Annotated in this window: 29 protein-coding genes and 1 pseudogene; 8 read left to right on the top strand and 22 right to left on the bottom strand. The window is 36.2% G+C overall.

From position 1 onward, the window contains the following. Positions 1 to 68 precede the first annotated feature (68 nt). On the top strand, positions 69 to 1,718 hold the full coding sequence (gene nadB / locus ACE1OF_RS02370) for an L-aspartate oxidase (RefSeq protein WP_448892443.1): 1,650 nt from the start codon (positions 69 to 71) through the stop codon (positions 1,716 to 1,718). 398 nt (positions 1,719 to 2,116) lie between these two features. Here nadB and ACE1OF_RS02365 read toward each other — a convergent pair whose 3' ends face one another. Next, complete coding sequence (locus tag ACE1OF_RS02365; protein WP_448892441.1) at positions 2,117 to 2,401, bottom strand: FAD assembly factor SdhE; 285 nt, start codon at positions 2,399 to 2,401, stop codon at positions 2,117 to 2,119. A gap of 172 nt (positions 2,402 to 2,573) precedes the next feature. Between ACE1OF_RS02365 and ygfZ the strand changes: the two genes are divergently transcribed. Beyond that, positions 2,574 to 3,551: a tRNA-modifying protein YgfZ gene (ygfZ, locus tag ACE1OF_RS02360; RefSeq protein WP_448892439.1), complete on the top strand. Its 978-nt coding sequence runs from the start codon at positions 2,574 to 2,576 to the stop codon at positions 3,549 to 3,551. A 24-nt stretch (positions 3,552 to 3,575) separates the two neighbouring features. Beyond that, complete coding sequence (locus ACE1OF_RS02355; RefSeq protein WP_448892437.1) at positions 3,576 to 4,142, top strand: FKBP-type peptidyl-prolyl cis-trans isomerase; 567 nt, start codon at positions 3,576 to 3,578, stop codon at positions 4,140 to 4,142. Positions 4,143 to 4,344: 202 nt separating this feature from the next. Here ACE1OF_RS02355 and ahpF read toward each other — a convergent pair whose 3' ends face one another. Both ahpF and ahpC read right to left on the bottom strand, forming a co-directional pair. Continuing rightward, positions 4,345 to 5,907: an alkyl hydroperoxide reductase subunit F gene (gene ahpF / locus ACE1OF_RS02350; protein WP_448892435.1), complete on the bottom strand. Its 1,563-nt coding sequence runs from the start codon at positions 5,905 to 5,907 to the stop codon at positions 4,345 to 4,347. A 207-nt stretch (positions 5,908 to 6,114) separates the two neighbouring features. Beyond that, a complete protein-coding gene (gene ahpC, locus ACE1OF_RS02345) occupies positions 6,115 to 6,678 on the bottom strand; it encodes an alkyl hydroperoxide reductase subunit C (protein WP_448892433.1) in 564 nt (187 codons plus the stop codon). 509 nt (positions 6,679 to 7,187) lie between these two features. Between ahpC and ACE1OF_RS02340 the strand changes: the two genes are divergently transcribed. Further along, positions 7,188 to 8,096, top strand: a complete 909-nt coding sequence (locus ACE1OF_RS02340; protein ID WP_448892431.1) for a LysR substrate-binding domain-containing protein — start codon at positions 7,188 to 7,190, stop codon at positions 8,094 to 8,096. 103 nt (positions 8,097 to 8,199) lie between these two features. Continuing rightward, positions 8,200 to 8,346: a hypothetical protein gene (locus ACE1OF_RS02335; RefSeq protein WP_448892429.1), complete on the top strand. Its 147-nt coding sequence runs from the start codon at positions 8,200 to 8,202 to the stop codon at positions 8,344 to 8,346. 94 nt (positions 8,347 to 8,440) lie between these two features. On the opposite strand, the gene ACE1OF_RS02330 is transcribed toward ACE1OF_RS02335, so the two are convergent. Both ACE1OF_RS02330 and ACE1OF_RS02325 read right to left on the bottom strand, forming a co-directional pair. After that, on the bottom strand, positions 8,441 to 8,791 hold the full coding sequence (locus tag ACE1OF_RS02330; RefSeq protein ID WP_448892427.1) for a VOC family protein: 351 nt from the start codon (positions 8,789 to 8,791) through the stop codon (positions 8,441 to 8,443). An 83-nt stretch (positions 8,792 to 8,874) separates the two neighbouring features. After that, positions 8,875 to 9,021 (bottom strand): hypothetical protein, encoded by a 147-nt coding sequence (locus ACE1OF_RS02325; RefSeq protein WP_448892425.1) that lies wholly within the window; start codon positions 9,019 to 9,021, stop codon positions 8,875 to 8,877. 37 nt (positions 9,022 to 9,058) lie between these two features. Here ACE1OF_RS02325 and ACE1OF_RS02320 point away from each other — a divergent pair. Then, positions 9,059 to 9,142: pseudogene (locus ACE1OF_RS02320) on the top strand (50S ribosomal protein L36); the annotation flags it as partial. An 88-nt stretch (positions 9,143 to 9,230) separates the two neighbouring features. Here the strand turns inward: ACE1OF_RS02320 and ACE1OF_RS02315 are convergent. Together ACE1OF_RS02315 and ACE1OF_RS02310 are read right to left on the bottom strand one after the other, a co-directional pair. Further along, positions 9,231 to 9,713 carry a YajQ family cyclic di-GMP-binding protein gene (locus ACE1OF_RS02315; protein WP_448892424.1) on the bottom strand — a complete coding sequence of 161 codons (483 nt, stop codon included), beginning with the start codon at positions 9,711 to 9,713 and terminating at the stop codon, positions 9,231 to 9,233. Positions 9,714 to 9,850: 137 nt separating this feature from the next. Continuing rightward, complete coding sequence (locus tag ACE1OF_RS02310; RefSeq protein ID WP_448892613.1) at positions 9,851 to 10,066, bottom strand: hypothetical protein; 216 nt, start codon at positions 10,064 to 10,066, stop codon at positions 9,851 to 9,853. Between ACE1OF_RS02310 and ACE1OF_RS02305 the strand changes: the two genes are divergently transcribed. Both ACE1OF_RS02305 and ACE1OF_RS02300 read left to right on the top strand, forming a co-directional pair. After that, entirely contained in the window at positions 9,966 to 10,274 is a 309-nt protein-coding gene (locus tag ACE1OF_RS02305; RefSeq protein WP_448892603.1) for a VanZ family protein, read from the top strand. The genes ACE1OF_RS02310 and ACE1OF_RS02305 overlap by 101 nt on opposite strands. Further along, complete coding sequence (locus tag ACE1OF_RS02300; protein ID WP_448892423.1) at positions 10,274 to 11,257, top strand: ketopantoate reductase family protein; 984 nt, start codon at positions 10,274 to 10,276, stop codon at positions 11,255 to 11,257. The genes ACE1OF_RS02305 and ACE1OF_RS02300 overlap by 1 nt, the downstream gene beginning before the upstream one ends. A gap of 43 nt (positions 11,258 to 11,300) precedes the next feature. Here ACE1OF_RS02300 and thiI read toward each other — a convergent pair whose 3' ends face one another. From thiI to fliH, 15 genes are all read right to left on the bottom strand, one after another. Continuing rightward, positions 11,301 to 12,755, bottom strand: coding sequence for a tRNA uracil 4-sulfurtransferase ThiI (gene thiI, locus ACE1OF_RS02295; protein ID WP_448892421.1), 1,455 nt, complete (start codon positions 12,753 to 12,755; stop codon positions 11,301 to 11,303). Positions 12,756 to 12,909: 154 nt separating this feature from the next. Further along, positions 12,910 to 13,371 carry a c-type cytochrome biogenesis protein CcmI/CycH gene (locus ACE1OF_RS02290; protein WP_448892420.1) on the bottom strand — a complete coding sequence of 154 codons (462 nt, stop codon included), beginning with the start codon at positions 13,369 to 13,371 and terminating at the stop codon, positions 12,910 to 12,912. Positions 13,372 to 13,418: 47 nt separating this feature from the next. Further along, positions 13,419 to 15,479 (bottom strand): TonB-dependent receptor plug domain-containing protein, encoded by a 2,061-nt coding sequence (locus tag ACE1OF_RS02285; protein WP_448892418.1) that lies wholly within the window; start codon positions 15,477 to 15,479, stop codon positions 13,419 to 13,421. A 133-nt stretch (positions 15,480 to 15,612) separates the two neighbouring features. After that, the gene (gene flhB / locus ACE1OF_RS02280; protein ID WP_448892417.1) at positions 15,613 to 16,743 is read right to left on the bottom strand and encodes a flagellar biosynthesis protein FlhB; all 1,131 of its coding nucleotides are present in this window, start codon (positions 16,741 to 16,743) and stop codon (positions 15,613 to 15,615) included. Positions 16,744 to 16,779: 36 nt separating this feature from the next. Next, positions 16,780 to 17,562: a flagellar biosynthetic protein FliR gene (gene fliR, locus ACE1OF_RS02275; RefSeq protein WP_448892415.1), complete on the bottom strand. Its 783-nt coding sequence runs from the start codon at positions 17,560 to 17,562 to the stop codon at positions 16,780 to 16,782. Beyond that, entirely contained in the window at positions 17,562 to 17,831 is a 270-nt protein-coding gene (fliQ, locus tag ACE1OF_RS02270; protein ID WP_448892414.1) for a flagellar biosynthesis protein FliQ, read from the bottom strand. Before fliQ ends, fliR begins: the two co-directional genes overlap by 1 nt. A gap of 39 nt (positions 17,832 to 17,870) precedes the next feature. Next, positions 17,871 to 18,638 carry a flagellar type III secretion system pore protein FliP gene (gene fliP, locus ACE1OF_RS02265; protein WP_448892413.1) on the bottom strand — a complete coding sequence of 256 codons (768 nt, stop codon included), beginning with the start codon at positions 18,636 to 18,638 and terminating at the stop codon, positions 17,871 to 17,873. After that, positions 18,639 to 19,145, bottom strand: coding sequence for a flagellar biosynthetic protein FliO (fliO, locus tag ACE1OF_RS02260; RefSeq protein ID WP_448892411.1), 507 nt, complete (start codon positions 19,143 to 19,145; stop codon positions 18,639 to 18,641). Continuing rightward, on the bottom strand, positions 19,145 to 19,570 hold the full coding sequence (fliN, locus tag ACE1OF_RS02255; RefSeq protein WP_448892410.1) for a flagellar motor switch protein FliN: 426 nt from the start codon (positions 19,568 to 19,570) through the stop codon (positions 19,145 to 19,147). The genes fliO and fliN overlap by 1 nt, the downstream gene beginning before the upstream one ends. Before the next feature lie 55 nt (positions 19,571 to 19,625). Beyond that, positions 19,626 to 20,690 (bottom strand): flagellar motor switch protein FliM, encoded by a 1,065-nt coding sequence (gene fliM, locus ACE1OF_RS02250; RefSeq protein ID WP_448892409.1) that lies wholly within the window; start codon positions 20,688 to 20,690, stop codon positions 19,626 to 19,628. 168 nt (positions 20,691 to 20,858) lie between these two features. After that, positions 20,859 to 21,419: a flagellar basal body-associated protein FliL gene (gene fliL, locus ACE1OF_RS02245; protein ID WP_448892408.1), complete on the bottom strand. Its 561-nt coding sequence runs from the start codon at positions 21,417 to 21,419 to the stop codon at positions 20,859 to 20,861. Between the two features lie 142 nt (positions 21,420 to 21,561). Then, positions 21,562 to 23,529 (bottom strand): flagellar hook-length control protein FliK, encoded by a 1,968-nt coding sequence (locus ACE1OF_RS02240; RefSeq protein WP_448892407.1) that lies wholly within the window; start codon positions 23,527 to 23,529, stop codon positions 21,562 to 21,564. Between the two features lie 188 nt (positions 23,530 to 23,717). Then, positions 23,718 to 24,170 carry a flagellar export protein FliJ gene (gene fliJ, locus ACE1OF_RS02235; RefSeq protein ID WP_448892406.1) on the bottom strand — a complete coding sequence of 151 codons (453 nt, stop codon included), beginning with the start codon at positions 24,168 to 24,170 and terminating at the stop codon, positions 23,718 to 23,720. Positions 24,171 to 24,219: 49 nt separating this feature from the next. Beyond that, complete coding sequence (gene fliI / locus ACE1OF_RS02230; RefSeq protein ID WP_448892405.1) at positions 24,220 to 25,584, bottom strand: flagellar protein export ATPase FliI; 1,365 nt, start codon at positions 25,582 to 25,584, stop codon at positions 24,220 to 24,222. A 58-nt stretch (positions 25,585 to 25,642) separates the two neighbouring features. Next, entirely contained in the window at positions 25,643 to 26,428 is a 786-nt protein-coding gene (gene fliH, locus ACE1OF_RS02225) for a flagellar assembly protein FliH (RefSeq protein WP_448892403.1), read from the bottom strand. Positions 26,429 to 26,434: the final 6 nt, after the last annotated feature.

Below are 26,434 nucleotides of genomic sequence, written 5' to 3'. Positions count from 1 at the left end.
CTATTATCAAACATTAATAAGCGGTAATATCACACTATAATAACTGATTTTACTTAACATTCGTATATATGAATCAACAAAACAATTGTGATGTATTAATAATTGGTAGCGGTGCCGCTGGTTTAACCCTTGCTTTACACTTAGCAAAAAATGCTGATGTCGTTATTTTAAGTAAAGGCCAATTAAATGAAGGCTCTACTTTTTATGCTCAAGGAGGTATAGCCGCTGTTTTTGATGAAAATGACAGTATACAGTCGCACGTATCAGATACGCTTATTGCTGGCGCAGGTTTATGCGATGAAAGTGCCGTGCAATATACCGCAGAAAATGCGAAAGCATGTCTTGATTGGTTAATAGAGCAAGGGGTTGATTTTGATAAAGAAAAAAACATACAAGGTGAACAACAATATCATTTAACACGTGAAGGCGGCCATAGTCATCGTCGTATTCTTCATGCTGCTGACGCTACAGGCAAAGTGATTCAAACAACGTTGGCAGAGCGCGTTAAGCAACACTCCCGTATTCGCGTATTCGAGCGTTACAATGCTATTGACCTTATTTGTGAAAAAGCCACTATTCATGAAAAAGAGAAACAATGTATTGGTGCATATATTTGGAATAGAAATACAGAAAAAGTTGAAAGTATTTATGCACAAAAAACAATTTTAGCCACGGGCGGTGCCAGTAAAGTATATCAATATACCTCTAATCCTGACGTTGCCAGTGGTGATGGTATTGCCATGGCATGGCGAGCTGGTTGTCGTGTAGCAAATATGGAGTTTAATCAATTTCATCCTACGTGTTTATTTCATCCTGATGCGGGTACCTTTTTATTAACCGAAGCACTACGGGGTGAAGGCGCTAAATTAAGACGACCCGATGGCAGTCGCTTTATGCCAGCCTTTGATAAACGTGCTGAATTAGCCCCACGCGATATAGTCGCTCGCGCAATAGACTTTGAAATGAAACGTTTAGGCGTTGACTGCATGTATTTGGATATTAGTCATAAATCGAGTGATTTTATTCAACAACATTTCCCAACAATATACCAACGTACCAAAGCGTTGGGAATTGATATTACTAAACAACCCATGCCAATTGTACCAGCAGCCCATTATACTTGTGGGGGCGTAATGATTGATCAACATGGCAGAACAGATGTTCATCAACTTTATACCATTGGTGAAATGTCTTATACTGGTTTACATGGTGCTAACCGCTTAGCTAGCAACTCTTTATTAGAATGTTTAGTTTATGCGCGTGCTGCCGCGCTAGAAATTAGTGAATCTTTAGATCATGACAATGGTTTTAGAACATTACCACTTTGGGATGAAAGCCGCGTAACTGACTCTGACGAAGAAGTGGTTATTCAACATAACTGGCACGAATTACGTTTATTTATGTGGGATTTTGTTGGTATTGTTAGAACAACTAAAAGGCTTGAACGTGCCTTACATCGTGTTGAATTATTACAACAAGAGATAGAAGATTATTATCGAAATTTCAAAGTAAGCAATAATCTACTTGAGTTAAGAAATTTAGTGCAAGTAGCCGAATTAATCATTCATTGCGCTCTTGAAAGGAAGGAAAGCAGAGGCTTACATTACACCTTAGACTATCCTAATACGCTGGCAGAAGCTAAACCAACGATACTTTATCCATCAAAAAACTCAAAAAACAACTTAGTGCCTAATCAAGATGATTTAATTGAGAAATAATATTTGATATTCGGGAGAAGTCACCTTCGCAAAGACTATCTCTAAAAATAAATACGCGTTTTATTGTATCGTTATTGTTCGTTTTATAATGCGTCTTATCACTGCAGTACTGCAAATTTAACCAACACCCAAAAAAACTGAACCGACTATTGATAAGTAATTGATAGTAGTGCACACCGTCAAAAGAACATAGCCCTTTATTATCAAGCTCAAATCTTACCACAACGGCAGGATTATCCTTATTAGCAAGCAGTATCCCAAAAAATAAAAAACTGCATACGGTAATCACTAAAGCAGCATAATAAGCATAGGTAAAAAAAACAAGTATTGATGCTATCAAAAAAACAACCACACTCGAATAAATCAATAGCTTATAACGAGATTTTTTAACCTCTATACTATACTTTGACGCGGTTGAGAATAAATTGCACCATGGTGTTAAGTTCGTGGTCTTCACAAATTTTATGCCCCATAAACCATGCAAATAAATCAGGGTCTTGCTCAGTAAGTAAACGCTCAAATATGCGTTGGTCTTTTGCTGCTAAATTATCATATGCTTCATCAACAAAAGGGATAAAAAGTATGTCTAATTCTAACATACCACGGCGACACGCCCACTTTAATCTCGCTTTATTGACCATAACTTGAGAATTATCTTCATGAGAATTTACTGCTGTTGACATAGTCATATACCCAAATACACCTAAAAAATAAAAGAGTTTTTTTATCTACTACATATTGTAACAATAACACCCGTTTTTTCGCTAATTAATTGTGCATTTTTTTACAACTAAGCTTGATTTTTATGACTTTGCCCCTATTTATCTTTTAATATTCACTTTGTGACTTTTCCTCATGCCAATAAATATTGAAGCAAATTTACCCGACTTAACACAATTACCTGCTACTTACTTGGTGTCATTATCCCATTACAGCGCCATTGCCTTATGTGGAGAAGAACAAAGTAAATATCTACAGGGACAGGTTACCTGTGACGTAACCACAAGTTCAGAACATAATTTACTTGTAGGTGCTCATTGCAATGCCAAAGGTAAAGTTTTTAGTGTATTTCGTTTGTTAAACCGAAACTCAGCACACCTTTTAGTACAACCTAAAGCGAGTATTGCGCCTTCTATTGCTGAACTGAAGAAGTATGGTGTTTTTGCTAAAGTTGAAATTTCACCAACAGATGAATTACAATTTATTGCACTCGTTGGAGAAAATGCTGTCAGTATTTTGAATAGCCAATTTTCGCGTACGCCTGATAGCCTAAACCCTGTTGTGCAATCAGACACAACAACATTAGTATACATTGCAGGTAAACAAGCACGTTATTTGATTATTGATACTGCTGAAATGATTGAACGTATTGTGCTTAACATTAATCTACCTATATACAATAACGCCATATGGGATTTACTAGAAATCAAAGAAGGTTTTGTACAACTGTCTGATGAAAGTAGTGGTGAATATGTTCCACAAATGCTTAACTTACAGGCAATTAACGGTATTAGCTTTACTAAAGGTTGCTACTTAGGGCAAGAAACTGTCGCCCGTATGCAATATTTAGGTAAAAATAAAAAAGCCTTGTTCTCATTAACAACAACACTGCAACAACCTTTACAAAGTGATGACATTATCGAAAAACAATTAGGTGAAAACTGGCGTAAAGCTGGCGACATTTTAAGTGTTTATCAAGCCAATAACGGTACCTGCTATATTCAAGCAGTACTAGCCAATGATTTAGATAGCTCAACCCAGTTACGAATGAAATCACACCCAGAATCTACCGTGTTAATTGAAGATTTACCTTACACTTTAATAACCGAATAACTTAAATATAAAATGGATAACCAAATGAAAATTACCAACAACTCAGTCGTAGTAATGCACTACGCGGTATCAGATAGCGAAGGTACGTTAATTGATAGCTCTTATGATCATAAACCTATGGCTATTATTCAAGGATCGGGCTATTTAATTCAAGGCCTTGAAGACGCTTTAATCGACCATAAAACGGGTGATAAATTTGAAGTGGCAGTAAGCGCAGCAGAAGCTTACGGTGATCGTCATGACGAATATGTTCAAACGGTACCTAAGGAAGTATTGCAAGGCGTTGAAGATCTAACCGTTGGTACACAACTTCGTGCAACGACTGATGATGGTGAACAAACCGTGATTGTTATTGATGTCACTGACGATGAAGTAACCGTTGATGGTAATCATCCATTAGCAGGTATTGATTTAAGTTTTGATGTGGAAATTTTAGAAGTACGTGAAGCAACAGAAGAAGAACTAGCCCATGGCCATATTCATGGTGAAGGTGAATCTTGCGGTGGCGCTCATGACGATGATGAAACTCAACAAACAAGTGAAGAAAAGTCAGATTGCTGCGGAGGCGGTAACTGTAGCTCAAGCCACTAAAGTGGTTTTAGCATCGTGTTTTGAAGTACAACTTGAACTAAAACTTGTAAACTTAAGTAATTAATACCAGATATGGCAGCCACTAATAAACCAATGACTGCCTTTAATTTTGACTAACACTAAAGCGATTATTTATAACACTGCGCTGATAAAAAGTTAATTAACATTTTAATGTACCCGTTAGTCTCGCCCTTGTTTACTATCAACTTTCTCTAATAATATAATCAAAGGCTGACAACGATGCTTTTGCGCCTTCGCCCATAGCAATCACTATTTGCTTATAAGGAACAGTTGATACGTCTCCTGCTGCAAAGATACCAGGTTCACTTGTGTTACATCGCTCATCAATAACCACTTCGCCATGTTTAGTTCTGTCAACAACACCGTCTAAGAAAGCACTGTTAGGAACTAACCCAATTTGCACAAAAACGCCTGCTAAAGCTTGTTGTTTGACTTCGCCAGTTATTCTGTCTTCATAGGTTAAAGCAACAACTTTGCCTCCTTCCGCAACAACTTCTTTTGTTGCTACGTTTTTAATGATAGTAATTTTGTCGCTTGCTTCAGCTTTGTCTACTAATACTTTATCTGCCTTTAATTCGGGTAAAAATTCAAATACTGTTACATGATTCACCATACCCGCTAAATCTAATGCGGCCTCAATACCAGAATTACCACCACCAACTACAGCTACATCTTTGCCTTTAAAGAAAGGTCCGTCACAGTGCGGACAATAAGCAACGCCTGAACCAACGTTTTCTTTTTCACCTGGTACACCTAACTCCCTCCATTTGGCGCCAGTGGCTACAATAACAGTTTTAGACTCAATCACTTCACCGCTAGATAAGTATAGTGTTTTCCAAGGTGAATCGGTGGTATTGCTTTCAATCTTATCAACACGTAAAAATTCTTTAATATTAATATCATAGTCACTTAAATGTGCTTGCATGTTCCCTGTTAATTCTGTGCCAGTTGTTTTTGGTACTGAGATTAAATTTTCAATACCAACGGTGTCTTTTACTTGTCCACCAATGCGATCTGCTATCAGGGTAACATTTAAGCCTTTTCGTGCAGCATAAATCGCTGACGCCACACCCGCGGGACCAGCCCCAATGACGGTAACGTCTTGTAAAGGCAATTGCGTATCATCATCAACGCCAACAATATATGGAAAGCGTTCAATTAATTTATCGACCAATTGCGCCGTGTCAATTTTACCATTGGCAAATAGCTCACCATTTAAGTAAACACTTGGTACACCCTGAATATTGCGATCTTCAATTAATGATGGATATAAGCCACCATCAATCATTTCGGTGTTAATGTTATTATTAATTAACGCAAATTGATTAAGTGACTGCACTACATCAGGACAGTTGTGACAACTTAAGGAAATGAACACTTCAAAGTGTAATGGTTCGTTAATTTTCTTAACCATTGTCGTTAAAGTTTTATCAAGTTTATGCTCAGTACCTGAGGAGTGTAACACTGCTAAAATAAGTGAATTAAACTCGTGACCACTGGGAATACCTGAGAAATAGATGCCGTTATTTTTTCCTTCAACCTCTAAATAAAATGTAATTGGACTTCTTAAGTTTTCATCGCGTTCAACTAACGTTAAATTTTCAGACACGGATGCCAATTGGCTCAAAAACTCTTTTAATTCTGAGCGCTTTTCGTGTTCCCCTGTTTGTAAAACAAATGACACGCTTTTTTTCATATTTGCAGTATACGTTTTTACTGCGTTTAAAATATCTTTACTTAACATGATACTACCTTAAATATTACGAATTAATGATGAGCTAATGAGCTAATGAGCTAATGAGCTAATGAGCTAATGAGCTAAATAACGGCTCACTGGGTATAAAAATGGCGGAACGTTTTAAAACAATATCCGCCAATAAGTGTATTTTTAAAAATAAGCTTTAAGAGTGTTTATTAAACAACTTATTTTTCAGCTTAGCTTGAGAAAACGTTAGATTTTTCCAACTAAATCCAAGCTAGGTGTTAGCGTTGCTTGACCTTGCTCCCACGCTGCAGGACATACTTCACCATCATTTTCACGAACATACTGTGCCGCTTTTACGTTACGAACCATATCTTTTGCACTTCGGCCAATACCACCAGCATGAATGTGAGCAACTTGTATAATGCCGTCTGGGTCTACTAAAAAGGTTCCACGGTGTGCCATGTGATCTTCCTCAATCATTACGTCAAATCCGCGGGTAATATTGCCCGTTTGGTCACCAATCATTGGAAAATTAATTTTACCAATGGCATCTGAAGAGTCGTGCCATGCTTTATGTGAGAAATGTGTGTCTGTTGATACAGCATAAACTTCAACACCTAATTTTTGTAACTCTTCATATTGGTTTGCCATATCTTCAAGTTCTGTTGGACAAACAAAAGTAAAATCTGCTGGGTAGAATAAAAAGATTGCCCACTTACCTTTTACGTTTTCGGTTGATACTTCTACAAACTCGCCATTATGGAATGCTTGTGCGTTAAATTCTGGAATTGATTTGCCTATTTGAGCCATGAGTATTTCCTCGCTTATCTTATAAAATGGTAAATTAAAATTTGTTTTCGTTTAATTCAAAAAGCATGTTTGCTTTCGATGTAGTAATAATAGATTAGAGAGATTAATTAATATAATTGAATAAATTGATTTTTATATTCCATTTTTTAGAACATAAATATTAAAACACACTAAGAAAATTTAAAGACACTTCGATCATATATACATACGAGCTTAGTTTAAGATGATTATGGTTAAGTAACCGGAGCTCGGCTTAATAAATGTTCTTCTAGCAGCTATTTTTACTAACTTCGGCGTTAAATTCACTTGCAATAGGCCAGCTATTGACGCGTAAATTTGCCTTGAATTAAGTAAAACTATCAAGCTAGAAGTGAACCAAAAATTTAATATCTATTTTTCAACAGGTTAACAATATCTTAAACCGAGCTCAGGTTAAGTAATAAGTTGTAGATAATTTTATATAATCAATTAAAATAGAGATAACGTTCTATATAATTAATAACAAAAATATGATTTCATTAAAGCAACTTCACTATGCATTAGCCGTTGAAAAAACACTGCATTTTAAAAAAGCAGCCGAGCTTTGTAATGTATCTCAGTCAGCATTAAGCACAGCTATTAACGAGCTAGAAAAACACCTAGGTACACTTATTTTTGAACGTAACAATAAACAAGTGTTGGTCACGAACAATGGCAAAAAGATACTCGACAAAGCAAAAAAAATTAAACTTGAAGTAGATGAACTGATGCAAATATCACAGGCAAATCAGCAGCCTTTTTCATCCCCCATGACGATTGGCGTTATTCCCACCATAGGCCCTTACCTTTTACCAAAAGTGTTACCTGAAGTAAGAAAACAATACCCTGCGTTTAAATTAAAAATTATTGAAGAACAATCCCATGTGTTAGTTGATAAAGTTAGAATAGGCGATATCGATGCCGCTATTCTTGCCTTACCCTTTCCTATAGACGGCTTAATGAGCTTTGACTTTTGGCAAGAAGATTTTTATTGGGTCTGCCATAAAGATGAATCACCTAATAAGGTACAAGAAATAACCAGTGCCGAATTAGAAATTGAAAAGTTAATGCTGTTAAAAGATGGGCACTGCTTAAAAGAACACGCTTTAGCTGCTTGTAAGTTACAAAAGCAAAAAGAAGATTCAGATTTCGACTCAGCTAGCTTGCATACCTTAGTTCAAATGGTTGCTGGTAAGTTAGGTACAACGTTAGTGCCACAGATGGCGCTAGATCAATTGATACATAATGCCTCAGAACTACGTGCTATTCATTTAAATGAACCTGGCCCACATAGAACCATCGCATTAGTGATCAGACCAAACTATGTAAGAACTAATGAATTAACATTACTAAAAAAGATTTTTACTGAGCAACTCTCTTTGAGTTTAGCGAATACTTAATCTTTAATTTGTTTTATCGAATAATGTTATCTATTTAATGAAATTTACCCTGATTCATTTTTAGATAAAAATGGAATCATCTTAAACAAACAAGGTGAATACCATGAAAAAACTTATAGAAACTATAAAATCAATTTTACACATTGAAACTCAAAGCACAGAGCAATTAAGCTGCAACTATTCAGATAACTATTATGGTGATCAATATTGCCAACCACAGCATTGTTTAAACGACAAAAACATTAATTGAGTATTGATTAAGCATTACCATGGAGGTTTAAGGTAAACTTATCGCAATAAAAATAGGTGTCGGCTTCACGACACCTATTTTTATTTGTTTGTTATCACTCTGACCAAACTGCAAATTCGTTTCCATTAGGATCGCTAAAATGAAACCTTCTTCCACCAGGAAATGAGAAAATAGGTTTAATTATTTTTCCACCAAATGCCTCAATTTTTTCCTGTATAGTCTCTAATAAACTACTGTACAGAACTATTAATGGGCTTCCTTCTTTTGTGGAAACAACTAAATCTGATTTAAAAAAGCCTCCATCGACACCTTGAGCAAAAAAGCTACAGTAATCTGGTCCGTAGTCTACAAAAGACCAGTCGAAAACATCACTAAAGAAGGCTTTAGTGGCTTCAATATTTTTCGCTGGGATTTCAATATAATTAATTTTGTTATTTTTAGTCATCTCGATGCTTCTATCCTTAATTTCACCTAAGTCATTCAACAAGTAACCAAGTAGAAGCCAATACCCACTACTTTTACTAAGCGTTAATGTTCAGTAGCAGGTTTCTTATTTTGAAATTGAATAGCTAGATATTCGCCTTCAGAAACATTAGGTAGTGTTGAACATTCTTTGGTAACTATTTCTGAACGTAATTTAACTTTATCCAACGGTATGAACTGTTCAAATTCCATACTACTTTACAGCAACATTATTGCTAAATAGACTTATATTGTAAAGCGCCGTGGTCGTACTTATGTAATTTGTAAATCAAACCCGAGGTTCAAAGCAGTACGAGGAAAAAAGAAAAAATAATACCAGATTCATTAATTAACTGAGCATTGCAAAGTACTGGTCAATTAAGACCGTCTTCGCAATGCTAGGTTTACTGCTTTTCAGTCTATTAATCTTTAAAATTAGTAAATTGGAAAGATTGCTCTAGATCTGACTCTCGTACTAAACGCATTACCGCTTGTAAATCATCACGTTTTTTTCCTGTTACCCGTACTTGTTCGCCTTGAATAGCGGCTTGTACTTTAAGCTTTTCGGCTTTAATTAATTTAACAACTTGCTTAGCTACGTCTTGTTCAATACCTTCTTTAAAGGTAACTTGCTGACTCCAGTTTTTTCCTGTAGCAGAAGCATTGCCAATAGTCATTGCTTTAGCATCAACATTACGTTTAGTTAATTGACTACGTAACATGTCACAAAGTTGCTTTAATTGAAAATCGCCTTCTGCTCTTACGGTGACTACAGGTTTTTTCCACTCAAAACTAGCTTCTACACCTCGAAAATCAAAGCGAGTAGAAATTTCACGATTGGCGTTTTCTACCGCGTTTCGTACTTCTTCTAAATTCGTTTCAGAAACGATATCCATTGATGGCATAATTCTTCTCTTTTTTAAAAATAGGTTAATACTGACTATTATACCTAGCAAAAAGTGCCAAACAAGTTAGCTGTGGCAGAATTTTTACTTCAAAAGCTGCCTATGCATGATAATATCTACACATCATCTTTTAACATTTAAATACTTGTGAAAGCACACCACCATTTAACTTTTTTTATATTAATTCTATGTGGGGCTTGCCTGCTGTTTTTTTCTAGTGAACTATTATTACCAGAGTCAGTTAAAAAATTAATATTCCGATCTCCTGAAATTGATAGTATTGGCCATTTTATTGGTTTTTTTGTATTAACTTGCTTAGTTTCCTCAATATTACATTTTTCTCTATCAAACACTTTTTATTCTCTCTGCTTTTACGCTGCATTGAGTGAATTAGGACAATACTATTTAGGGTTTCGCAACGGTGAATTTAGTGACTTTGGTGCCGATGTTGCTGGCATTAGTTGTTACCTTTTACTTAAATATAGTTATTCCTTATATAAATTGTTCACATTGAAACGACTATTGAAAATAAGAGAGTCGGCAAAAGTACAGGCAACTTAATGAACATTATTATCGTTGGTCAAGGTGCAATAGGATTACTTTGGTATCATCATATTTTACAACACATAAAAAGTGATGTTGCCTACAATAAGTCGCAACTGCACCTTTTATCATCTACACATTCCCTTTCAACCAATTTACCTGTTACACATCAAGCGGTAAATAGTACTGAGGCAGACGACACAATACAGCAATATTGTTTTACCGATCATAGAAACAATACATATAACGATAATATATATTTTGCAAAGGCGGAAGATATTGAACAAGCTGATGTTATTTTTTTCTGCGTAAAGTCATTTCAAATATTATCAGCTTTGATTAAAATTGTTGATAACTTAAAAAATAATAGCGCTATTATTCTTGCACACAACGGTATGGGAATATTATCCGAATTACCCACAGGAATAGAAAAAAATCACGCTATATATACTTTACTAACGACCCATGGATGTTTACGCTCTGCCCCCTTTTGTATAACTCATACTGGTGTTGGTTCTTCAGACATAGGGTTACTTTTAGGTGAGAACAATTCAACACAACAACAATCTCTTACGCAATTATTAAATGCTGCATTGCCCCACGTAAATTACCACAAACAAATCAAACAGAAACAATGGTTAAAGTTGGCTATTAACTGTGTAATTAATCCTCTAACCGCAATAAATAATGTTGATAATGGCCAAATAAACCACACAGCATATCAAGACAGTATTAATATTTTATTAAAAGAGATTATTGCTGTGGCAAGTGCTGAAGGGGTGCAATTTGATTTACAAGAACTCAAAAAAACAGTAGAAGATGTTGCTTATGCAACCGCTAAAAACTGTTCTTCTATGCGTTGTGATGTATTAGCAAAGCGTAGAACAGAAATTGATTACATTAATGGTTTTATATATCGCTTAGGAACAAAGCATAATATTGCCACACCAGAAAACACTAAAATGTGGCAAACCGTAACAAACCTAGAATACAAAAATTGAAACTAGGCTGTAACCTTAAAGTTAGCTGTATTAGTTAGTTAAGTTATGGTCGGTAAACTTTCACATTGTTAAAGCCATTGTCGATTAAATACAACGCTTGCAGCTTACTCATTACACCATGGTCACAGTAAAGTAAATATTCTTTACTCCTATCTAAATCGCCAAATTGCGTCGCTAATTTATAAAATGGAATATGCTTCACTTCTACGTTATCAAGTGCTAATGGTTTATCCTCTTCCTCTTCTGGGCTACGTATATCAACGACAACCGCATTAGCAGGAATATTTTCAACAAGATCTACCGCATGAATTTCTTCTTCTGTTTCTTTGCCTATATCACGAATATCAAAAACACGGGTTTCGCTAACAACTTTATCTAAAATATCAAAATTAAAGTTGCTTTCTTCTTCTTCAACTTTAGATAACACGGCTTTAACCGTAGGCTTTTTAGAAATAACGCCACAATATTCAGGAATTGTTTTGGCAAAATCTTCCGTGCCAATTTTACGAGCAATATCAATAATATCTTGTTTATCATAAGCCGCTAACGGACGTAAAATCAGCGTATCTGTTACGCGATTAATCACATTTAAGTTAGTTAACGTTTGACTTGATACTTGCCCTAAACTTTCACCAGTGACTAGCGCTTGAATTTTACCTTTTTCAGCAATTTTAGTGGCAGCACGCATCATCATACGTTTAAGCACCACCCCCATCTGGCTATTCTCAACCTGTTCTAAAATTTCAGCAACGACTGGTTCAAAATCAACGGCAAAGAATTTTACTTTATGAGAGGCACCAAATTTATTCCATAAGTAATAACTAACTTGCTTTACGCCAACTTCATGTGCCGAACCGCCCAAATTAAAGAAACAATAATGAGTACGAGCACCTTTTTTGATCATTTGATAGCTAGCAACACCTGAATCAAAACCACCAGACATAAGTGATAATACATCTTCTTGCGTAGCTATTGGAAAACCACCTAACCCAATATGGCGCTGAGTCACAATAAAGAGGTCTTTGTTTTTAATTTCTAAGCGAATAGTGACATCGGGCTTGCTTAACTTAACTTTGGCACTTTCTACTGCTTGATTTAAGCCACCACCAACATATTGCTCTACTTTTAACGAATTAAAGTCATGTGTTCCTGTGCGTTTTGTACGCACACAAAAAGTTTTATTTTCAATGGTTTTTGCATGAACGGCTAACGTTTTTTCATAAATATCATGCACATCAACAAACTCACTTTGTTGAACTTCTAAAAACATTGGTACACCAGGAATACACTTAAGTGCTTCTACCAAACGCTCACAATTTTCAGGGCTATTATCTTTGGTATTAACTTCAACATTATCCCAATTCATGCGTGTGGTAACTTGTTCATCCACACGTCGTAATACGTTTTTAATGTTCGACTCTAAAATTTTCGTGAAACGTTTACGAACAGGGCGAGATTTAATGGTGATTTCAGCTTGCAGCTTTACGATAAATTTCATCGATAATAGACCTAACATACAAAAATAATGGCGCGGATTATAGCAGGTTTTATAACAAATAGTGGAAAAGTTATGGTTAACAAAATAGACGTATAATACGCCAAAATCCCCATAACTTATTAAGCTAAAATAAAGCTCAATCTGAAATTATTGCTTATTTATCACTTTTGGCTAAATCAAATTGAGAAATTATCACCTGACTTTTTTGGTGAGCCCCAGTACTAAAGTTAATGGGTTGTGAATAACCAATAATATCTTCAGCTAATTTTTTATGTGGGTCAGTACTGGTTGTTGCCTTGGCAATAACAACCACTTTATCTGCTTGTTGTAATGTCATATGAGGTAGTAAATACATGCTTTCTAGTAACTCTACTTTTTTAGGTAACTCAGACAGTTTACCCTTAAAATTTGCAAGAGGTACTCTACTGTTAGGCATAGCGGCATAAACATACAAAGTCCACTCTTCAATGTTTTTAGGTACAAAGTCTTCAGCTATCTTTACTTCCACGGTAATTTTACGCTCATTATGAGCCTCTGCTTTAGCCTTAGTTACTGTATTTGCTGTAACAGATAAAAGCGGTAAAAGAAAAAGACAAAACGTAATCATTTTTTTCATATAAAATCCTTCATTTATAGTATCTAATGAATATTAAAACTACTCATTTAAAAATTAGCGGTTAACTTTATCATCGCTGAACGGCCTGGTGCCATCAAAGAGTCTGTTGCTGGAGTATACGATTCATTAAATAAATTACTCAATTCAATGTTTAGCTGGTAGTTACTTTGCTGTCCAAATGAACTGCCAAATGCAACATTAAATGTTTTCCAACTATCATAATTTTCGCTGGTACCACTCTCATAAGCAACCTTTGCACTTGATGATGCTCGCACAAAGCTATCCAAATAATAAGATTTAAAAATATTGCCTTCATCTTCATATTTAATACCAATGCGTCCATACACAGCTGGGGTACCTGTATCTTCTGTTTTAAAAGTACCATAAACTTCTTCGCGTGATAACCAAGTAATATTTAAGTAAGGTGAAACTTGCTCATTAAAATGATAAGTAGTGCTTAATTCAATCCCTTTGGTTTTAGCTGTATCTGCGTTAATAAACACTTTATCCTCAGGCGGCGTAATACAATACACGCCATTTTCTTGGCAGTCTCTTGTGGTAATATAGTGCGCGGCATCCGTATAAAATACTGTTGTATCTATTTGCCACTGTTTTGTAAACATTCTATAACCAAGCTCAATATTATCAGATGTTTCAGCTTTTAATTCAGGGTTAGGGTTAATAAAACTACCTGCCGCAGTTGCGCCAGTAGCAACCTGTAATAATGTAGGATAGTGATAACCTTGACTAAAAGCCATACGTAAATTACTCTCTTTCCCTAGTGCATAATTAGCAGCCAAAGAAGCTATTACTTTTGTATCTTCATTTTTAGTTGGTGTTAACCCCTCACGACTAGTTTCATTCAGGTTTGCATCAACCCAATAGTGTCTAGCCCCAGCTGTAACAATTAACTTATCAGACACTCGCCATTCGTCTTGAATATAGACAGCTTTGGTCTTTAACGTTGCCGCTTCTACACTATTATTGCTTGTTAACACTGGTGTGGCTGGCATATTAGGCATGATAATTGTTTTTGACGTAGAATTATCCGTGGCTTTATTAAGATCATCTTCGGCAAATTGCATACCTAAAATAGTATAGTGGTTATCTGAAAGTGAAAAATCTAGTTGACTATTTATACCCATAGTATCGAGTTGTTCTTGAATATTAGTATCTACTATTACCTCAATAGACATAGGAGGTTGAGTAACAGAGGTACTAATATTTTGGGTAAAATTTCGGTCAACGGTTTGGCTATACGCATTTAAGTTAAATTTCTTAAAATAGTTATTATCACTATCATATTGATAAAAAACTGAAAACTTTTCTCTATCTCGTTGAGGCATATTTAATGAAAAATTAGGCATTCCTGTAGCAATTTCACTACTAAGTTCATAATTTTCATAATTAACCCCGATTAAATGATCATCAACTTCCTTTGCTAAATATAGCATTTGACTATTATTTGAAAAACGAGTCTCGTCAAGAGCTCCCTTTGGTGTATAACGATTATCATGATCATTATCAGAAACGGCTAGTCGATAATCAAAACCTTCGACATGACCAAAAAGCGTTGCAGCATATTGTTTCCCCTTTGTAGCTGAGTTAAAACCTGCAGAAAAACTTGCTTGTATTGGCTCTGAACCTCCCTTTTTCGTAATAATATTAACAACCCCACCAAGTGCCTTACCGCCGTACAATACGGAGCTTGTTCCACGAATAACTTCTATTCGCTCAACCATAGACGTATCAAGCAATAAAGGTGCACCATAGGTTGAGTGATCTGTAATTTCTTGACCATCTATTAATATTGCAACCCTTAAAGAACTTTCTCCACGTAAAGTAATGCGTTTCATTCCTGATGTTGCCGCATCTGCAACCTGTATACCTGGTATATCTTTTAAAGTACTTGCAATAGAGTCAGCAGACGATCGCTGAATATCTTTAGCATTTACTATCGCTATCGATGCGGGGCTCTCTATTAGATAACGCGATGTTTTAGTGGCAGTTACTGTAATTTTTTCATCTACAGTATTAATTTCAGCATGCAATGTCGTTGATAACAACATACTGCTGATAAGAGTGGTGATTATAGATCGATTGTACATACTGATACTCGCAATAGTTATACCTACTTATTAATGCGAATGATAATGGTTATTATTTATATCTTATATGATCTAGATCATCATTTTAAAAGTAACTTTCTTTCTATTGGTTAAAATACAGGAACTGTTGATCTTAATATTTAAATTCTTCAGGAATAGGTAAGTTTTTTGCAACAGGAATAGGTTTTTTCGCACGCCCTTTTCTGTGCTCATTAAGTTGAAAAATAAAAGCGAGAACCTGTGCTACTGCAGCATATAATTCTTCTGGAATGTCTTGGTCAACCTCTGCGGTATAATATAGTGACCGTGCTAATGCTGGCGATTGAATAATTTCTACGTTATGTTCTTTGGCAATGGTACGAATATGTATCGCCATTTCATCAATACCTTTTGCAACAAGTATTGGCGCACCACCAACATTTGGATCATATTTTAACGCAATACTATAATGAGTAGGGTTGGTAATCACCACATCCGAATTAGGCACTTCGCCCATCATTCGTCGTTGAGACATTTCATATTGTGTTTGCTTTATACGCCCTTTAATTTCAGGGTTACCTTCAGTACTTTTAAATTCATCTTTAATTTCTTGCTTGGTCATTTTTAACTGACGCGTGTGATTCCATACTTGGTATGGCGCATCAATTGCTACAATAATACCAATTGATAATGCTAACGCTAAAAACATCCATAATAACATGTTAACTGCATGATCAAAGTTTAAGGGGATCGCTTCCAAGCTTAACCCTAAAATTTGATCAAAAAGTCCATTAAGCAATAAAAACGCGACAATAAAAACAACAAAAAACTTTAAAATTGATTTTAATAACTCTACAGCCGCTTGCACTCCAAACATTCGTTTAAAACCTGCAAGTGGCGACAATCGACTTGCTTTTGGCGCCATAGCTTCCCAAGAGAAAGCCATTCCCCCTAACATAGTGTTACCAATAAAAGCGGCAATTAGAATAATAAAAAAAATTGCTAACATCGGAAATACAACATGCCCTATGCCGCTAGAAATAACGTTTACAAGTGCATGCACATCCATAGCCTCTTTTCTACTTATTGAAAACATGCGTTTCATTGTAGTCGACATTGCATTGACTAAAGCATTACCCATAACCATCATAGCAAAAGCACTGCCTACGAGAACAAACATAGTGCCTAAGTCTTTAGAGCGCGCTATTTGCCCTTTTTTACGGGCGTCAGAGAGTTTTTTTGCCGTGGGTTCTTCTGTTTTTTCACCACTGTCTGACTCAGCCATCAATAATTTCCTTTAAAACGTTATGCTAAAACTACGTTAAGTTGCTGCGCAATCAATTAAATAACAACTAAAATCAAGCGCTCGTTGCCACTGTAGTTCAAAGTGAGTTAGAAAGTTTCCAAAAGTTAGCCACATAATTAATAAACCAGCCATCATCGTAATAGGAAAGCCTATCGCAAATATATTAAGTTGTGGTGCTGCTCTTGTCATCACACCAAAAGAAAAATTAATTAATAACATCGCCGTTAAAGGAGCTAAAGCAAGTGACAAAGCCGTTGCAAACATCCAGCTTCCCCATAAAACAATATCTTTGTACTTAATACTAGCAAACTGTTCATTACCAACAGGTAACGTATCAAAACTGGCAACAACAAACTGAATGTATGCTAAATGACCATCCATTGTCCAAAAAAGCAAAGTAGATAATATTAAGAAAAACTGTCCTACTGCGGGCACATTCATGCCACTTGCGGGGTCAACTAATGAAGCAAAACCTAACCCCGATTGCATGGCAATAATTTGACCAGCTAGAGTGAAAGTATTAATCACCATCACGGTAATAAAACCTAAGCTAATACCAATTAATGTTTGCTGAGCAATCATTAAAAAGGTAGTAAAAGAGAATAATTGTTCAACACTTGTTGGCGGAATGGCTGGCATAATAGCCAATGTTAAGGTAACACATAGAAAAAGTTTAATACGTGTAGGAATAGTCCGCGCGCCAAACCCTATCATGGTCATTATTAATGCAGAAATACGGGTAAAGGGCAGCATAAAATCAGCTAGGTACTGATTTACAACTGACTCGGTAAATTCCATTAGCTAACAACACTCGGAATACTAGCAACTAACCTAAAAGTGTAATCCATTAGTTTTTGCACCCCCCAATGTCCACCATAAACAAGCGCCAGTAACGTAACAATAAGGCGGGGTAAGAAGCTTAAGGTTTGCTCATTAATTGACGTTGCCGCCTGAAAAATGGCAACAAGCAAGCCAACAAATAAACTCGGTAAGATAACGGCACTCACTAGCAGAATTACTAGTAGTAATGCATCTCTTAGTATGTCTACAAAAACTTCTGGTCCCATCTTACGTTCTCTTGTTTACTTTTTTAAGTGAGTAAAAAGCTAAGTACCTAAACCATAACTCGTGGCAATAGTACCTATGACCAAGTTCCAACCATCAACCAATACAAATAACATGAGCTTAAAGGGTAGCGAAACAATCATCGGTGATAACATCATCATCCCCATTGCCATTAAAATACTCGCCACAACTAAATCAATAATTAAAAAAGGAATAAATAATATAAAGCCAATTTGAAAAGCCGTTTTTAATTCACTAATAATGAAAGCAGGTATAATAACAGTCATGGGTAGATCTGTTGGTTTATCAACTGCGTCAAGATCGGCCATTGCAGCTAAAGTGTCTAGGTCTTTTAACCTCGTTTGCTCAAGCATAAATGCACGTAATGGTACTTTACCTTTATCAAAAGCTTCTACTGAGGTTAATTGATCAGATAAGTAAGGCTGAATAGCCACTTCATTAATTTGATTATAAACGGGTGTCATAATAAACAAGGTCATAAAAAGGGTTAAACCAATGATGACCTGATTTGAAGGGGTTTGCTGCAAACCAAAAGCTTGGCGCAATATGGCCATAACGACAACTATACGAGTAAAAGAGGTCATCATTATCACAGCGGCAGGTATGAAACTGAGCGCTGTCATGAACATTAAAATTTGTAATGTTACTGAATACTCTTGCGAGCCATCAGGATTTGTGGTCAATTTTAATGCCGACATTGACAGGTCGTCAGCAGCAAAAACTCCTGCACTCATAACCGAGGCAAACAGTGTGAATAAAACCAACCAGAGAATTTTTTTCATAGTCATTTATGTATTTTTTGTTGTTTTACTTGTTGTGTTGTTATCTATTTGGGTTTTACTATTTTTCTGCAAAAAAGATAACACATTTTTTGATAATGCCATTGGCTTATCTAATTGAACATCAATAGGTGTTTCTAAGTTTTTCAATAACGAAATTTTTTGTGGGCTTACACCTAAAACCAATTGTTCTTCACCTACCTGTACAACAATAATACGCTCTTTTGCACCTAAAGATAAACTAGCAATGACTTTTAATTGAGCTGAGTTTTGCTGAGTAAAATTGAAGCGTTTTAGTACTAGTGCACAAATAATAATTAACCCTAATACCATCAATAAAGACAAAATCATACTACTGGCATTCATATTTGCCATAACGTGCTTGCCTACTTGCGGGGCTTGCTCTGTTACTTGTGGCGTTTGCTCTGTTACTAAAGTATGACTTGATTGAGCAACCCCATACGGCATTAATAAACCAAAAAAACAACAGGCGATAAACGCGGAAATTTTAGCCATTATTTTAATTTTTTAATTCGTTCAATTTGACTAATAACATCGGTTAAGCGAATACCAAATTTATCATTAACTACCACTACTTCACCATGGGCGATAAGTGTGCCATTAACTAAAACATCTAATGCTTCACCCGCAACACGATCCAATTCAACAACGGATCCTTGATTAAGTTGCAATAAATTTCTTATGCTAATATTACTACGACCTACCTCCATTGAGATGGTAACGGGAATATCTAATATTGCATCTAGTTTACGTTTTTCTTCTCCCGTAATAGGCGCATCATCTTCTGTTAGCTCCTCTAATTCAACGGCTTCAGCTTTACTAGCACCTTCATCCTTACTAGCACCCTCGGCTGAGGCTTCAGCTTGTTCATCTAGTGCCTCATCCCACATGCTTAAATCTTCATCATTGTCATTACTCATACCGCTTGCCTCAATTTTCAATTCTTTACGATTAATGTTTTATAGTCGTTAGGTGTTATAAGTCGTCTTCTAACAACTCAAGCTCTGTGTCATTATCAAGACGCTTACCGCCTTTAGTTAAAATAGTTAGTTCTGATTTTACGGATTCTGGACGCTTGATTTTTTCTTGAATTTTCAATGCTACATTTTCTCTACTACGCCCTAGTTTTGCTCTAAAAGTAGGTAAATCTTCAATTAATACTGTAATGTGTTCAGGCATTTCAATTGGTATAATATCTCCTGCCTGTAGTTCCATTACCTGACTTAACGGTAATTGCACATCTAAAAACTTGGTATTAAGTGAAACTGATACGTCCATAATTTCATCGCGAAGCGCCTTAGACCAGCGCATATCAGTATCTTCTTTGTCACTTTGGACACCTGCATCAAGTAACTCGCGAATAGGCTCTAACATTGAATAAGGTAAGGCGATATGAAAATCACCACCACCTCCATCAAGCTCTATGTGAAAAGAGCTAATAACAACCACTTCCGTTGGACTAACAATATTAGCCATCGATGGGTTCACTTCAGAATCTAGGTATTCAAATGAAACATCCATAACGGGAGACCAAGACTCTTTATAGTCTTCAAATATTAACTTTAACAACATTTGAATAATTCGACGTTCTGTTGGTGTAAATTCTCTACCTTCTATTTTGGCATGGTATCGCCCATCACCACCAAAGAAGTTATCAACTAAAATGAAGACCAAACGCGCTTCCATAGTAATAAGGCCAGTGCCTTTTAATGGTCTAAAGCGCACCATATTCAAGCTAGTTGGAACAAATAAGGTATGAATATATTCACCAAATTTGATCATTTGAATACCGTTTATTGATACTTCGGCGGTTCTACGCATCATATTAAATAAGCTGATACGCATATGCCGAGCAAATCGTTCGTTTACCATCTCCAAGGTTGGCATACGGCCACGGACGATACGATCTTGTGAAGAAAAATCATAATCAGCACTACCGTCCTTTGATTCGGAAGTATTCTCAACTATTTCTTCTTCTTCAACATCATCAACGCCATGCAAAAGCGCGTCAATTTCGTCTTGGGATAATAAATCACTCACGCATTATTCTCTTTATAGCTTAATTTTATTTGAATCTTTTAGTCTAGCCTGAGTTAATTTAACTTGACTTAAACTGTTCCAAAGCTCATTTACACTGCTTACAATTTTTGAAACTATTTACTCGTATTCTATACATAGTTAGTCTATACATAGCTATTTATAAAAAGTTTATTGCATTACAAAGCCTGTGAACAATACTTTTTCAACAGTATCATTGCCTTCAAGCTCTTTCATTACTAATTGTACTGCTGTCAAAGATTGCTGCTTCAATGCTTCTTTACCAACACTTGTTGATAAATCATCCGCATTAGCCTGTGAAAAAATATTTAACAATGTGCTTTCAATTAACGGTATATTCATCTTAGCGTTTTCTTCGTTGTCGCCTCCACGTACTAATAATTGTACACGAATTTCGACAAAACGATCACGAGCAGCCCCTGGCACATTAAAACGAAACGGTCTAGGCATTGGTACATATAGTGCTGAGCCTACTTTCGCTTTTTCTTCTTCTCCGTCTTCATTGCTTTGTTCAGCAGAAGCACCATCGACAGATGTTTGTTCTGCAGTTGTGCTACTGTCATCTCCCATCAAGAAAAAATATGCACCGCCGCCGCCAGCAAGTAAAACAACAATAGCGATAATAATAATGAGCATTTTTTTCTTTTTGTTGCCAGCTTCTAATTCTAGGTCAGCACCATTTCCTGCCGCTTTACCCTTTTCGTCTGCCATGAGTTTCCTTATATTTATCTTGAAAAATATTTCTAAACTATATCCTTGAATAGCACACTAGCCAATGTGTTTTCATCAACTAAATAGTATTTAGCTTAATTTATCTGCAATTTGCCCAGTATATTTTTATTTCTGTCTTTTTCTAAGCATAATAATCGACACCTTGTGTTGAAGTGTCATTTATTTTTACTGACAAATTATGCTCCACTACATCACCTGCATCAGCAGTATTAGTATTTATATGATGATTTTTATCATCGTTCGTTGAACTGTTATCAGATTGCTGAGACTGCTGTTCAACATTTGTATCACCAACATCAACACCTTGCTCTGCTAACATGTCTTTTAGTTTATTCATGTTTTGATCAAGCGCCTCTTTAGCTTGCTGATTTTGTACAATAAAATTAACTGATGCTTGCTCTCCTTGCAAGTTAACTCTCACTTGCATGTTGCCTAATTCTGGGGGATCAAGCGTAATATCAAATTGTTGTAATTTTTGTGAGATAATCAACATCACTTTATCTTTTACAGCATCAGAGAAATCTTTTCTGAAAATAGAAATGGTTTCATGATGCAATTGTATATTCGTTTTTTGACTTTGTGATACTTCCACGCTCCCCGTTGGGTTAACTATTTCTATAGCGTGTTCATCTATTCTATCATATGAAGCCTGTGCTTCTCTGTTTATTGCCTCTGCTGCATTCGCATTATACGAAAAATCGGTGTTGGGTTTAGCGATAACTTTTGCACTCGCCTCTTTATTGCCCCCTGTTATTCCCTCTTCACTGTGTCTAACAAACTGTTCAGATGCTTTACTACTTAATTGGGAATCAATGTCAGATTCTGACGTGGATTGCTCTAAACTTTCTGATGAGGTGTTTTTAGGGGTATCTTTGAATATTGGTGATTGAGCACTAGGCTGCTGCCCACGAGCATTAACCGAGATTGTATTGTCTACTACTTTAGTTACACCCTTATCACGCTGAACGTTTTCATTTTGTTGCATTAATGCTACTTGCTCATCAATAACCGATTCATTTTCAAGTGCATTTTTATCGTTACCACTTGTTTGAGTTACATCTGTTTGAGTTTTTTCTTTATTCCCTTTTAATGATTTTACGGCATCCTGATTATCATTGGCGTCAATATCAACATTCTCTGACGTAAATTTTTGCTGACTAATCACGTTTTCATCATTAGCTTCTATAGGCGTAGGTGCGTTGGTTATTATCTCTTGACTACCTGCAGATGCAGCAGCTTTAGTTTTAGCCTGCTCAATCGACGCTTGTTCCCCATTTTTACTATTATTAATAGATTTTTCATCTAAAGTCGTTGTAGACAAGCTATTAGCATCAACAACTGATTTAGTTGTTAGGGGTTGATTAGTATCGGTGCTTTCTTTCCCTTCTTTTCTTTCTTTAAAAGATTCTTCCGTTACATTTTCTGATTTTTCTTGCTCAAACAGGTATTCTGATTCAGTTTCTGAGCTTGATGCTATTGCCTTTGCCACACCCGATAAGTCAGATGTTAAGTTGTTAGCTTTCAATAATTGCTGCATCTCATTTTTTATTCTTTGTTCTTCCGATAACTCATTAAGCTTTGCTGTATTAGTTGTATTTCCTGAATTTATTTTAACAACTTCGCTATCAACCGTATTTTTATCAACTGACCCTTTATCAACTAATGTATTATCTGCCTTGGTCAAAAAAGACATCAATGACTCTGGATCATCAATACTCTGAGTTACTTCATCGGTTTTAGTTTTATTTGACTTTATTTCGCTACTATTGCCGATAGCGGCAACTTCTTGCGTATCAGTTGCCAAGTTTTGTTCACCAGTTGAGGCATTCTCTATACTGACAGATTCTTCAGTTTGAATTGGTTGATCAGCTACATTGGTTTTGTATTCTGTTTGGGTTTCATCTTTTTTAGTATCAGCGTTACTAACTTCCTCTTCGGATGTTTTATTACTAATATCTTTGTTTTTAGCTAGTTGCGACTCTATATGTTGTGAAAAATCATCGTTTGACAAAGAAGATATAGCCGAAACATTATCTTTAGTATCGACATGTTTTCCAGTATTAATAGGTAAAATATTGAGTTGTTGCATAATAATCCCAATCGCCAAAAATAAATAATAGTATAAATATAACTGTGAAGAATATTCTTCTCTTGTACTTAACGTACTAAAGCACAACAGTACTGCAATAATCATTCCGTTTTCAGTTTAATAACCTGTATATATACAAAAATACGAAATCTTCACCTTAAAAAATAAATGGTGATAACAAACGGTGGCTATTGTGATCTTCGTCGTAAAAATTGTTGTGTAGATATTTCATCAAACATGCTTTGCTCTTTCTTACTTTCTTTTTTTATTAAAACACTATTGCGTTTAGCTGTTAGCATTTCTACCGCTTGCACCTTCTGTCTTTGCTTTATCCAACGTTGTTTACTCTGTTCAACTAAAGCTTTGGCCTGATGCATCGCAATTTTTACTTGTTCTGATGCATAATCAAGTTTTTTAATAAACGCGTGATAATGATTATATGTGGCGCTATCAACACCTTGAAGAGATCGTTGGCTTAACCTGTTCATGTATTCAAGACGATAATCTGCAACACTTTGCAAACGAGTAATATTCTGCTGATAATCATTTTCAGCATTTCGTAGCATATTTTCTGCTTGTTCTTCTTTTTTTTGTTCAAACTTTAATAACGTTTCAAGCTGGTTGTTATGATTAGCAGCCATAATAATATTTCCTTAATGTACTTACCCGTTCTGACAATCTTCTAGTTTTCTATGCTGAAGCGGCTTGATTTTGACTATGGGCTGTCGCCGCAGCAATAATTTCTTGCATTTGTTGAATACTTTGTTCATAAGGTATAACTTCTTGAATTTGCTGTTGTAAAAAGAAATTAATAACTGGGTGCACATTGATTGCTTGATCAATTCTAGGATCATTGCCTTTGGTGTAAGCACCAATTGCAATGAGGTCTTTATTTTGTTGATAAAGTGAATATATTTGTTTTAATTGTCGAGCAAGTGTTTGATGTTCCATGCTGGTTACCATTGGCATAACCCTTGAAATTGACCCTTCAATATCAACCGCTGGATAATGCCCAGCATCGGCAAGTTCTCGTGATAATACAATGTGCCCATCTAGAATAGCCCGTGACGCATCAGCAATAGGATCTTGTAGATCATCTCCCTCTGTAAGTACGGTATAAAAAGCGGTAATCGATCCCTGTCCCTCTCCACCGTTACCAGCACGTTCAACCAATTGTGGTAATTTAGAGAACACTGACGGTGGATAACCTTTTGTTGCTGGTGGTTCACCTACCGCTAGTGCTATTTCTCGTTGTGCTTGCGCATAGCGAGTTAATGAGTCAAGTAACAGTAATACGTCCAAGCCTTGGTCACGAAAATATTCGCTGATCTGTACTGCGGTTTCACACCCTTTTAAACGCATTAAAGGTGAATTATCAGCAGGCGCGGCAACAACAACAGAGCGAGCTCGCCCTTCTTCTCCTAAAATTTCTTCAATAAACTCTTTTACTTCTCGCCCACGTTCCCCTACTAAGCCAACCACAATAACATCGGCAGTTGTGCCTCGAGTCATCATGCCCATAAGAACACTTTTCCCTACACCTGAACCAGCAAATAGTCCCATGCGTTGGCCTTTACCCACGGTGTTAAAACTATTAATTGAACGAACGCCTACATCTAACGGCTCGGTTATCGCTCTACGCGACAATGGATTTATTGGGCTGCTATTTATTTTGTAGTTTTCATCTGTTTTAATTGGCCCTTTACCGTCTAACGGTTTACCAACGCCGTTAATGACTCGCCCAAGTAGCCCCATAGATAAAGGTAAATGTAATTTAGTTGAAATGGGCATAACTCGTGCGCCAGGTAATACGCCGCGCAAACTTTCTTCAGGCATTAAATACGTTACTTCCTGAGAAAAACCAACAACCTCTGCAAGTAAGTCGCCTTGATTGGTTTCGACTAAACATTGGCTACCAATGTGTGCTTTAACGCCAACAGCTTCAAGCGTTAATCCTACTACACGCACTAAACGCCCAGCAACAGGCTCTTTAAAGGGGTGAATAAAGTCTTGGCTTTTCTTTAATCTATCGCTAATACGCTTGCTATCGACCATTTCTGCCCTACACATTAAATAAAGCGTGAAATAAATTTCCGCCTAAAAGTCAAAAAAATCACTGATGTAATGCATCTTGCAAGAAAGACTCCAAAACTTGTTTTAATCGTGATTTCATTTGCAAATCAATATTAGAAGTGCTGTTTTCAATTTGGCAGCTACCAACCGTTAATTGTGGTGCTGGTAATAATTTCCAACCACTCTCTTTAATATGCTGTTCACCAAATTGATCTTCGACTAGCTTAATATCATCAGGATGTAGATAAATTTGAGTCGTCGGCTCATTACTCGGTAACGCTTTAATACCAGCATTAATAGCCGCCATTAAAATATCAGGATTGGTTTTTGCTTCTTGCAGCACAACAGCTTCGGTCAATTGTACAACCAAATTCAATAACTGTTCTTCAACGTTTTTTTCAATACTTGCTAAGGGGTTGTTAAGTTGCTCAATTAACTGCTGCCAACTTTCACTTAACGCATCAACCGCTTCTTTACCTTGTGCTAAACCTTGCTCAGTGCCGTCTTTAATTCCTTGGGCGGTACCTTCTTCTACACCTTGCGCTTTGCCTTCTTCATAGCCTTTTGCAAAACCTTCTTCTTTACCTTGGCTAAAGCCTTCCTCGTGAGCTGCTTGTCTTATTTCTTCAATTTCTTGTGCAGTAAGTGGCTCAGGTTCTACGACCTCTTCTTCTGGCGGTTCGTATTGCCAAGTGCGCTTTTTACCATAGGCATTGGTTTGGTTCTCTTGTTCCTTATTTGTACTCTCTTGCACATTCGGCAGCGACCAAACATCTAAGTCTTCTGTTTGGTTTGCTTTTATAATATGTGAGGGTGTTTGACTCATATGTTT

The sequence above is a fragment of the Colwellia sp. E150_009 genome (genome assembly GCF_053543955.1).
This window is presented reverse-complemented; position numbering and strand designations above follow the sequence as displayed.

Bases quoted from the DNA above. Each gene is read 5' to 3' on its own strand.
- nadB (WP_448892443.1), top strand. From the start codon at position 69: ATGAATCAACAAAACAATTGTGATGTATTAATAATTGGTAGCGGTGCC.
- ACE1OF_RS02365 (WP_448892441.1), bottom strand. From the start codon at position 2,401: ATGTCAACAGCAGTAAATTCTCATGAAGATAATTCTCAAGTTATGGTC.
- ygfZ (WP_448892439.1), top strand. From the start codon at position 2,574: ATGCCAATAAATATTGAAGCAAATTTACCCGACTTAACACAATTACCT.
- ACE1OF_RS02355 (WP_448892437.1), top strand. From the start codon at position 3,576: ATGAAAATTACCAACAACTCAGTCGTAGTAATGCACTACGCGGTATCA.
- ahpF (WP_448892435.1), bottom strand. From the start codon at position 5,907: ATGTTAAGTAAAGATATTTTAAACGCAGTAAAAACGTATACTGCAAAT.
- ahpC (WP_448892433.1), bottom strand. From the start codon at position 6,678: ATGGCTCAAATAGGCAAATCAATTCCAGAATTTAACGCACAAGCATTC.
- ACE1OF_RS02340 (WP_448892431.1), top strand. From the start codon at position 7,188: ATGATTTCATTAAAGCAACTTCACTATGCATTAGCCGTTGAAAAAACA.
- ACE1OF_RS02335 (WP_448892429.1), top strand. From the start codon at position 8,200: ATGAAAAAACTTATAGAAACTATAAAATCAATTTTACACATTGAAACT.
- ACE1OF_RS02330 (WP_448892427.1), bottom strand. From the start codon at position 8,791: ATGACTAAAAATAACAAAATTAATTATATTGAAATCCCAGCGAAAAAT.
- ACE1OF_RS02325 (WP_448892425.1), bottom strand. From the start codon at position 9,021: ATGGAATTTGAACAGTTCATACCGTTGGATAAAGTTAAATTACGTTCA.
- ACE1OF_RS02315 (WP_448892424.1), bottom strand. From the start codon at position 9,713: ATGCCATCAATGGATATCGTTTCTGAAACGAATTTAGAAGAAGTACGA.
- ACE1OF_RS02300 (WP_448892423.1), top strand. From the start codon at position 10,274: ATGAACATTATTATCGTTGGTCAAGGTGCAATAGGATTACTTTGGTAT.
- thiI (WP_448892421.1), bottom strand. From the start codon at position 12,755: ATGAAATTTATCGTAAAGCTGCAAGCTGAAATCACCATTAAATCTCGC.
- ACE1OF_RS02290 (WP_448892420.1), bottom strand. From the start codon at position 13,371: ATGAAAAAAATGATTACGTTTTGTCTTTTTCTTTTACCGCTTTTATCT.
- ACE1OF_RS02285 (WP_448892418.1), bottom strand. From the start codon at position 15,479: ATGTACAATCGATCTATAATCACCACTCTTATCAGCAGTATGTTGTTA.
- flhB (WP_448892417.1), bottom strand. From the start codon at position 16,743: ATGGCTGAGTCAGACAGTGGTGAAAAAACAGAAGAACCCACGGCAAAA.
- fliR (WP_448892415.1), bottom strand. From the start codon at position 17,562: ATGGAATTTACCGAGTCAGTTGTAAATCAGTACCTAGCTGATTTTATG.
- fliQ (WP_448892414.1), bottom strand. From the start codon at position 17,831: ATGGGACCAGAAGTTTTTGTAGACATACTAAGAGATGCATTACTACTA.
- fliP (WP_448892413.1), bottom strand. From the start codon at position 18,638: ATGACTATGAAAAAAATTCTCTGGTTGGTTTTATTCACACTGTTTGCC.
- fliO (WP_448892411.1), bottom strand. From the start codon at position 19,145: ATGGCTAAAATTTCCGCGTTTATCGCCTGTTGTTTTTTTGGTTTATTA.
- fliN (WP_448892410.1), bottom strand. From the start codon at position 19,570: ATGAGTAATGACAATGATGAAGATTTAAGCATGTGGGATGAGGCACTA.
- fliL (WP_448892408.1), bottom strand. From the start codon at position 21,419: ATGGCAGACGAAAAGGGTAAAGCGGCAGGAAATGGTGCTGACCTAGAA.
- ACE1OF_RS02240 (WP_448892407.1), bottom strand. From the start codon at position 23,529: ATGCAACAACTCAATATTTTACCTATTAATACTGGAAAACATGTCGAT.
- fliJ (WP_448892406.1), bottom strand. From the start codon at position 24,170: ATGGCTGCTAATCATAACAACCAGCTTGAAACGTTATTAAAGTTTGAA.
- fliI (WP_448892405.1), bottom strand. From the start codon at position 25,584: ATGGTCGATAGCAAGCGTATTAGCGATAGATTAAAGAAAAGCCAAGAC.
- fliH (WP_448892403.1), bottom strand. From the start codon at position 26,428: ATGAGTCAAACACCCTCACATATTATAAAAGCAAACCAAACAGAAGAC.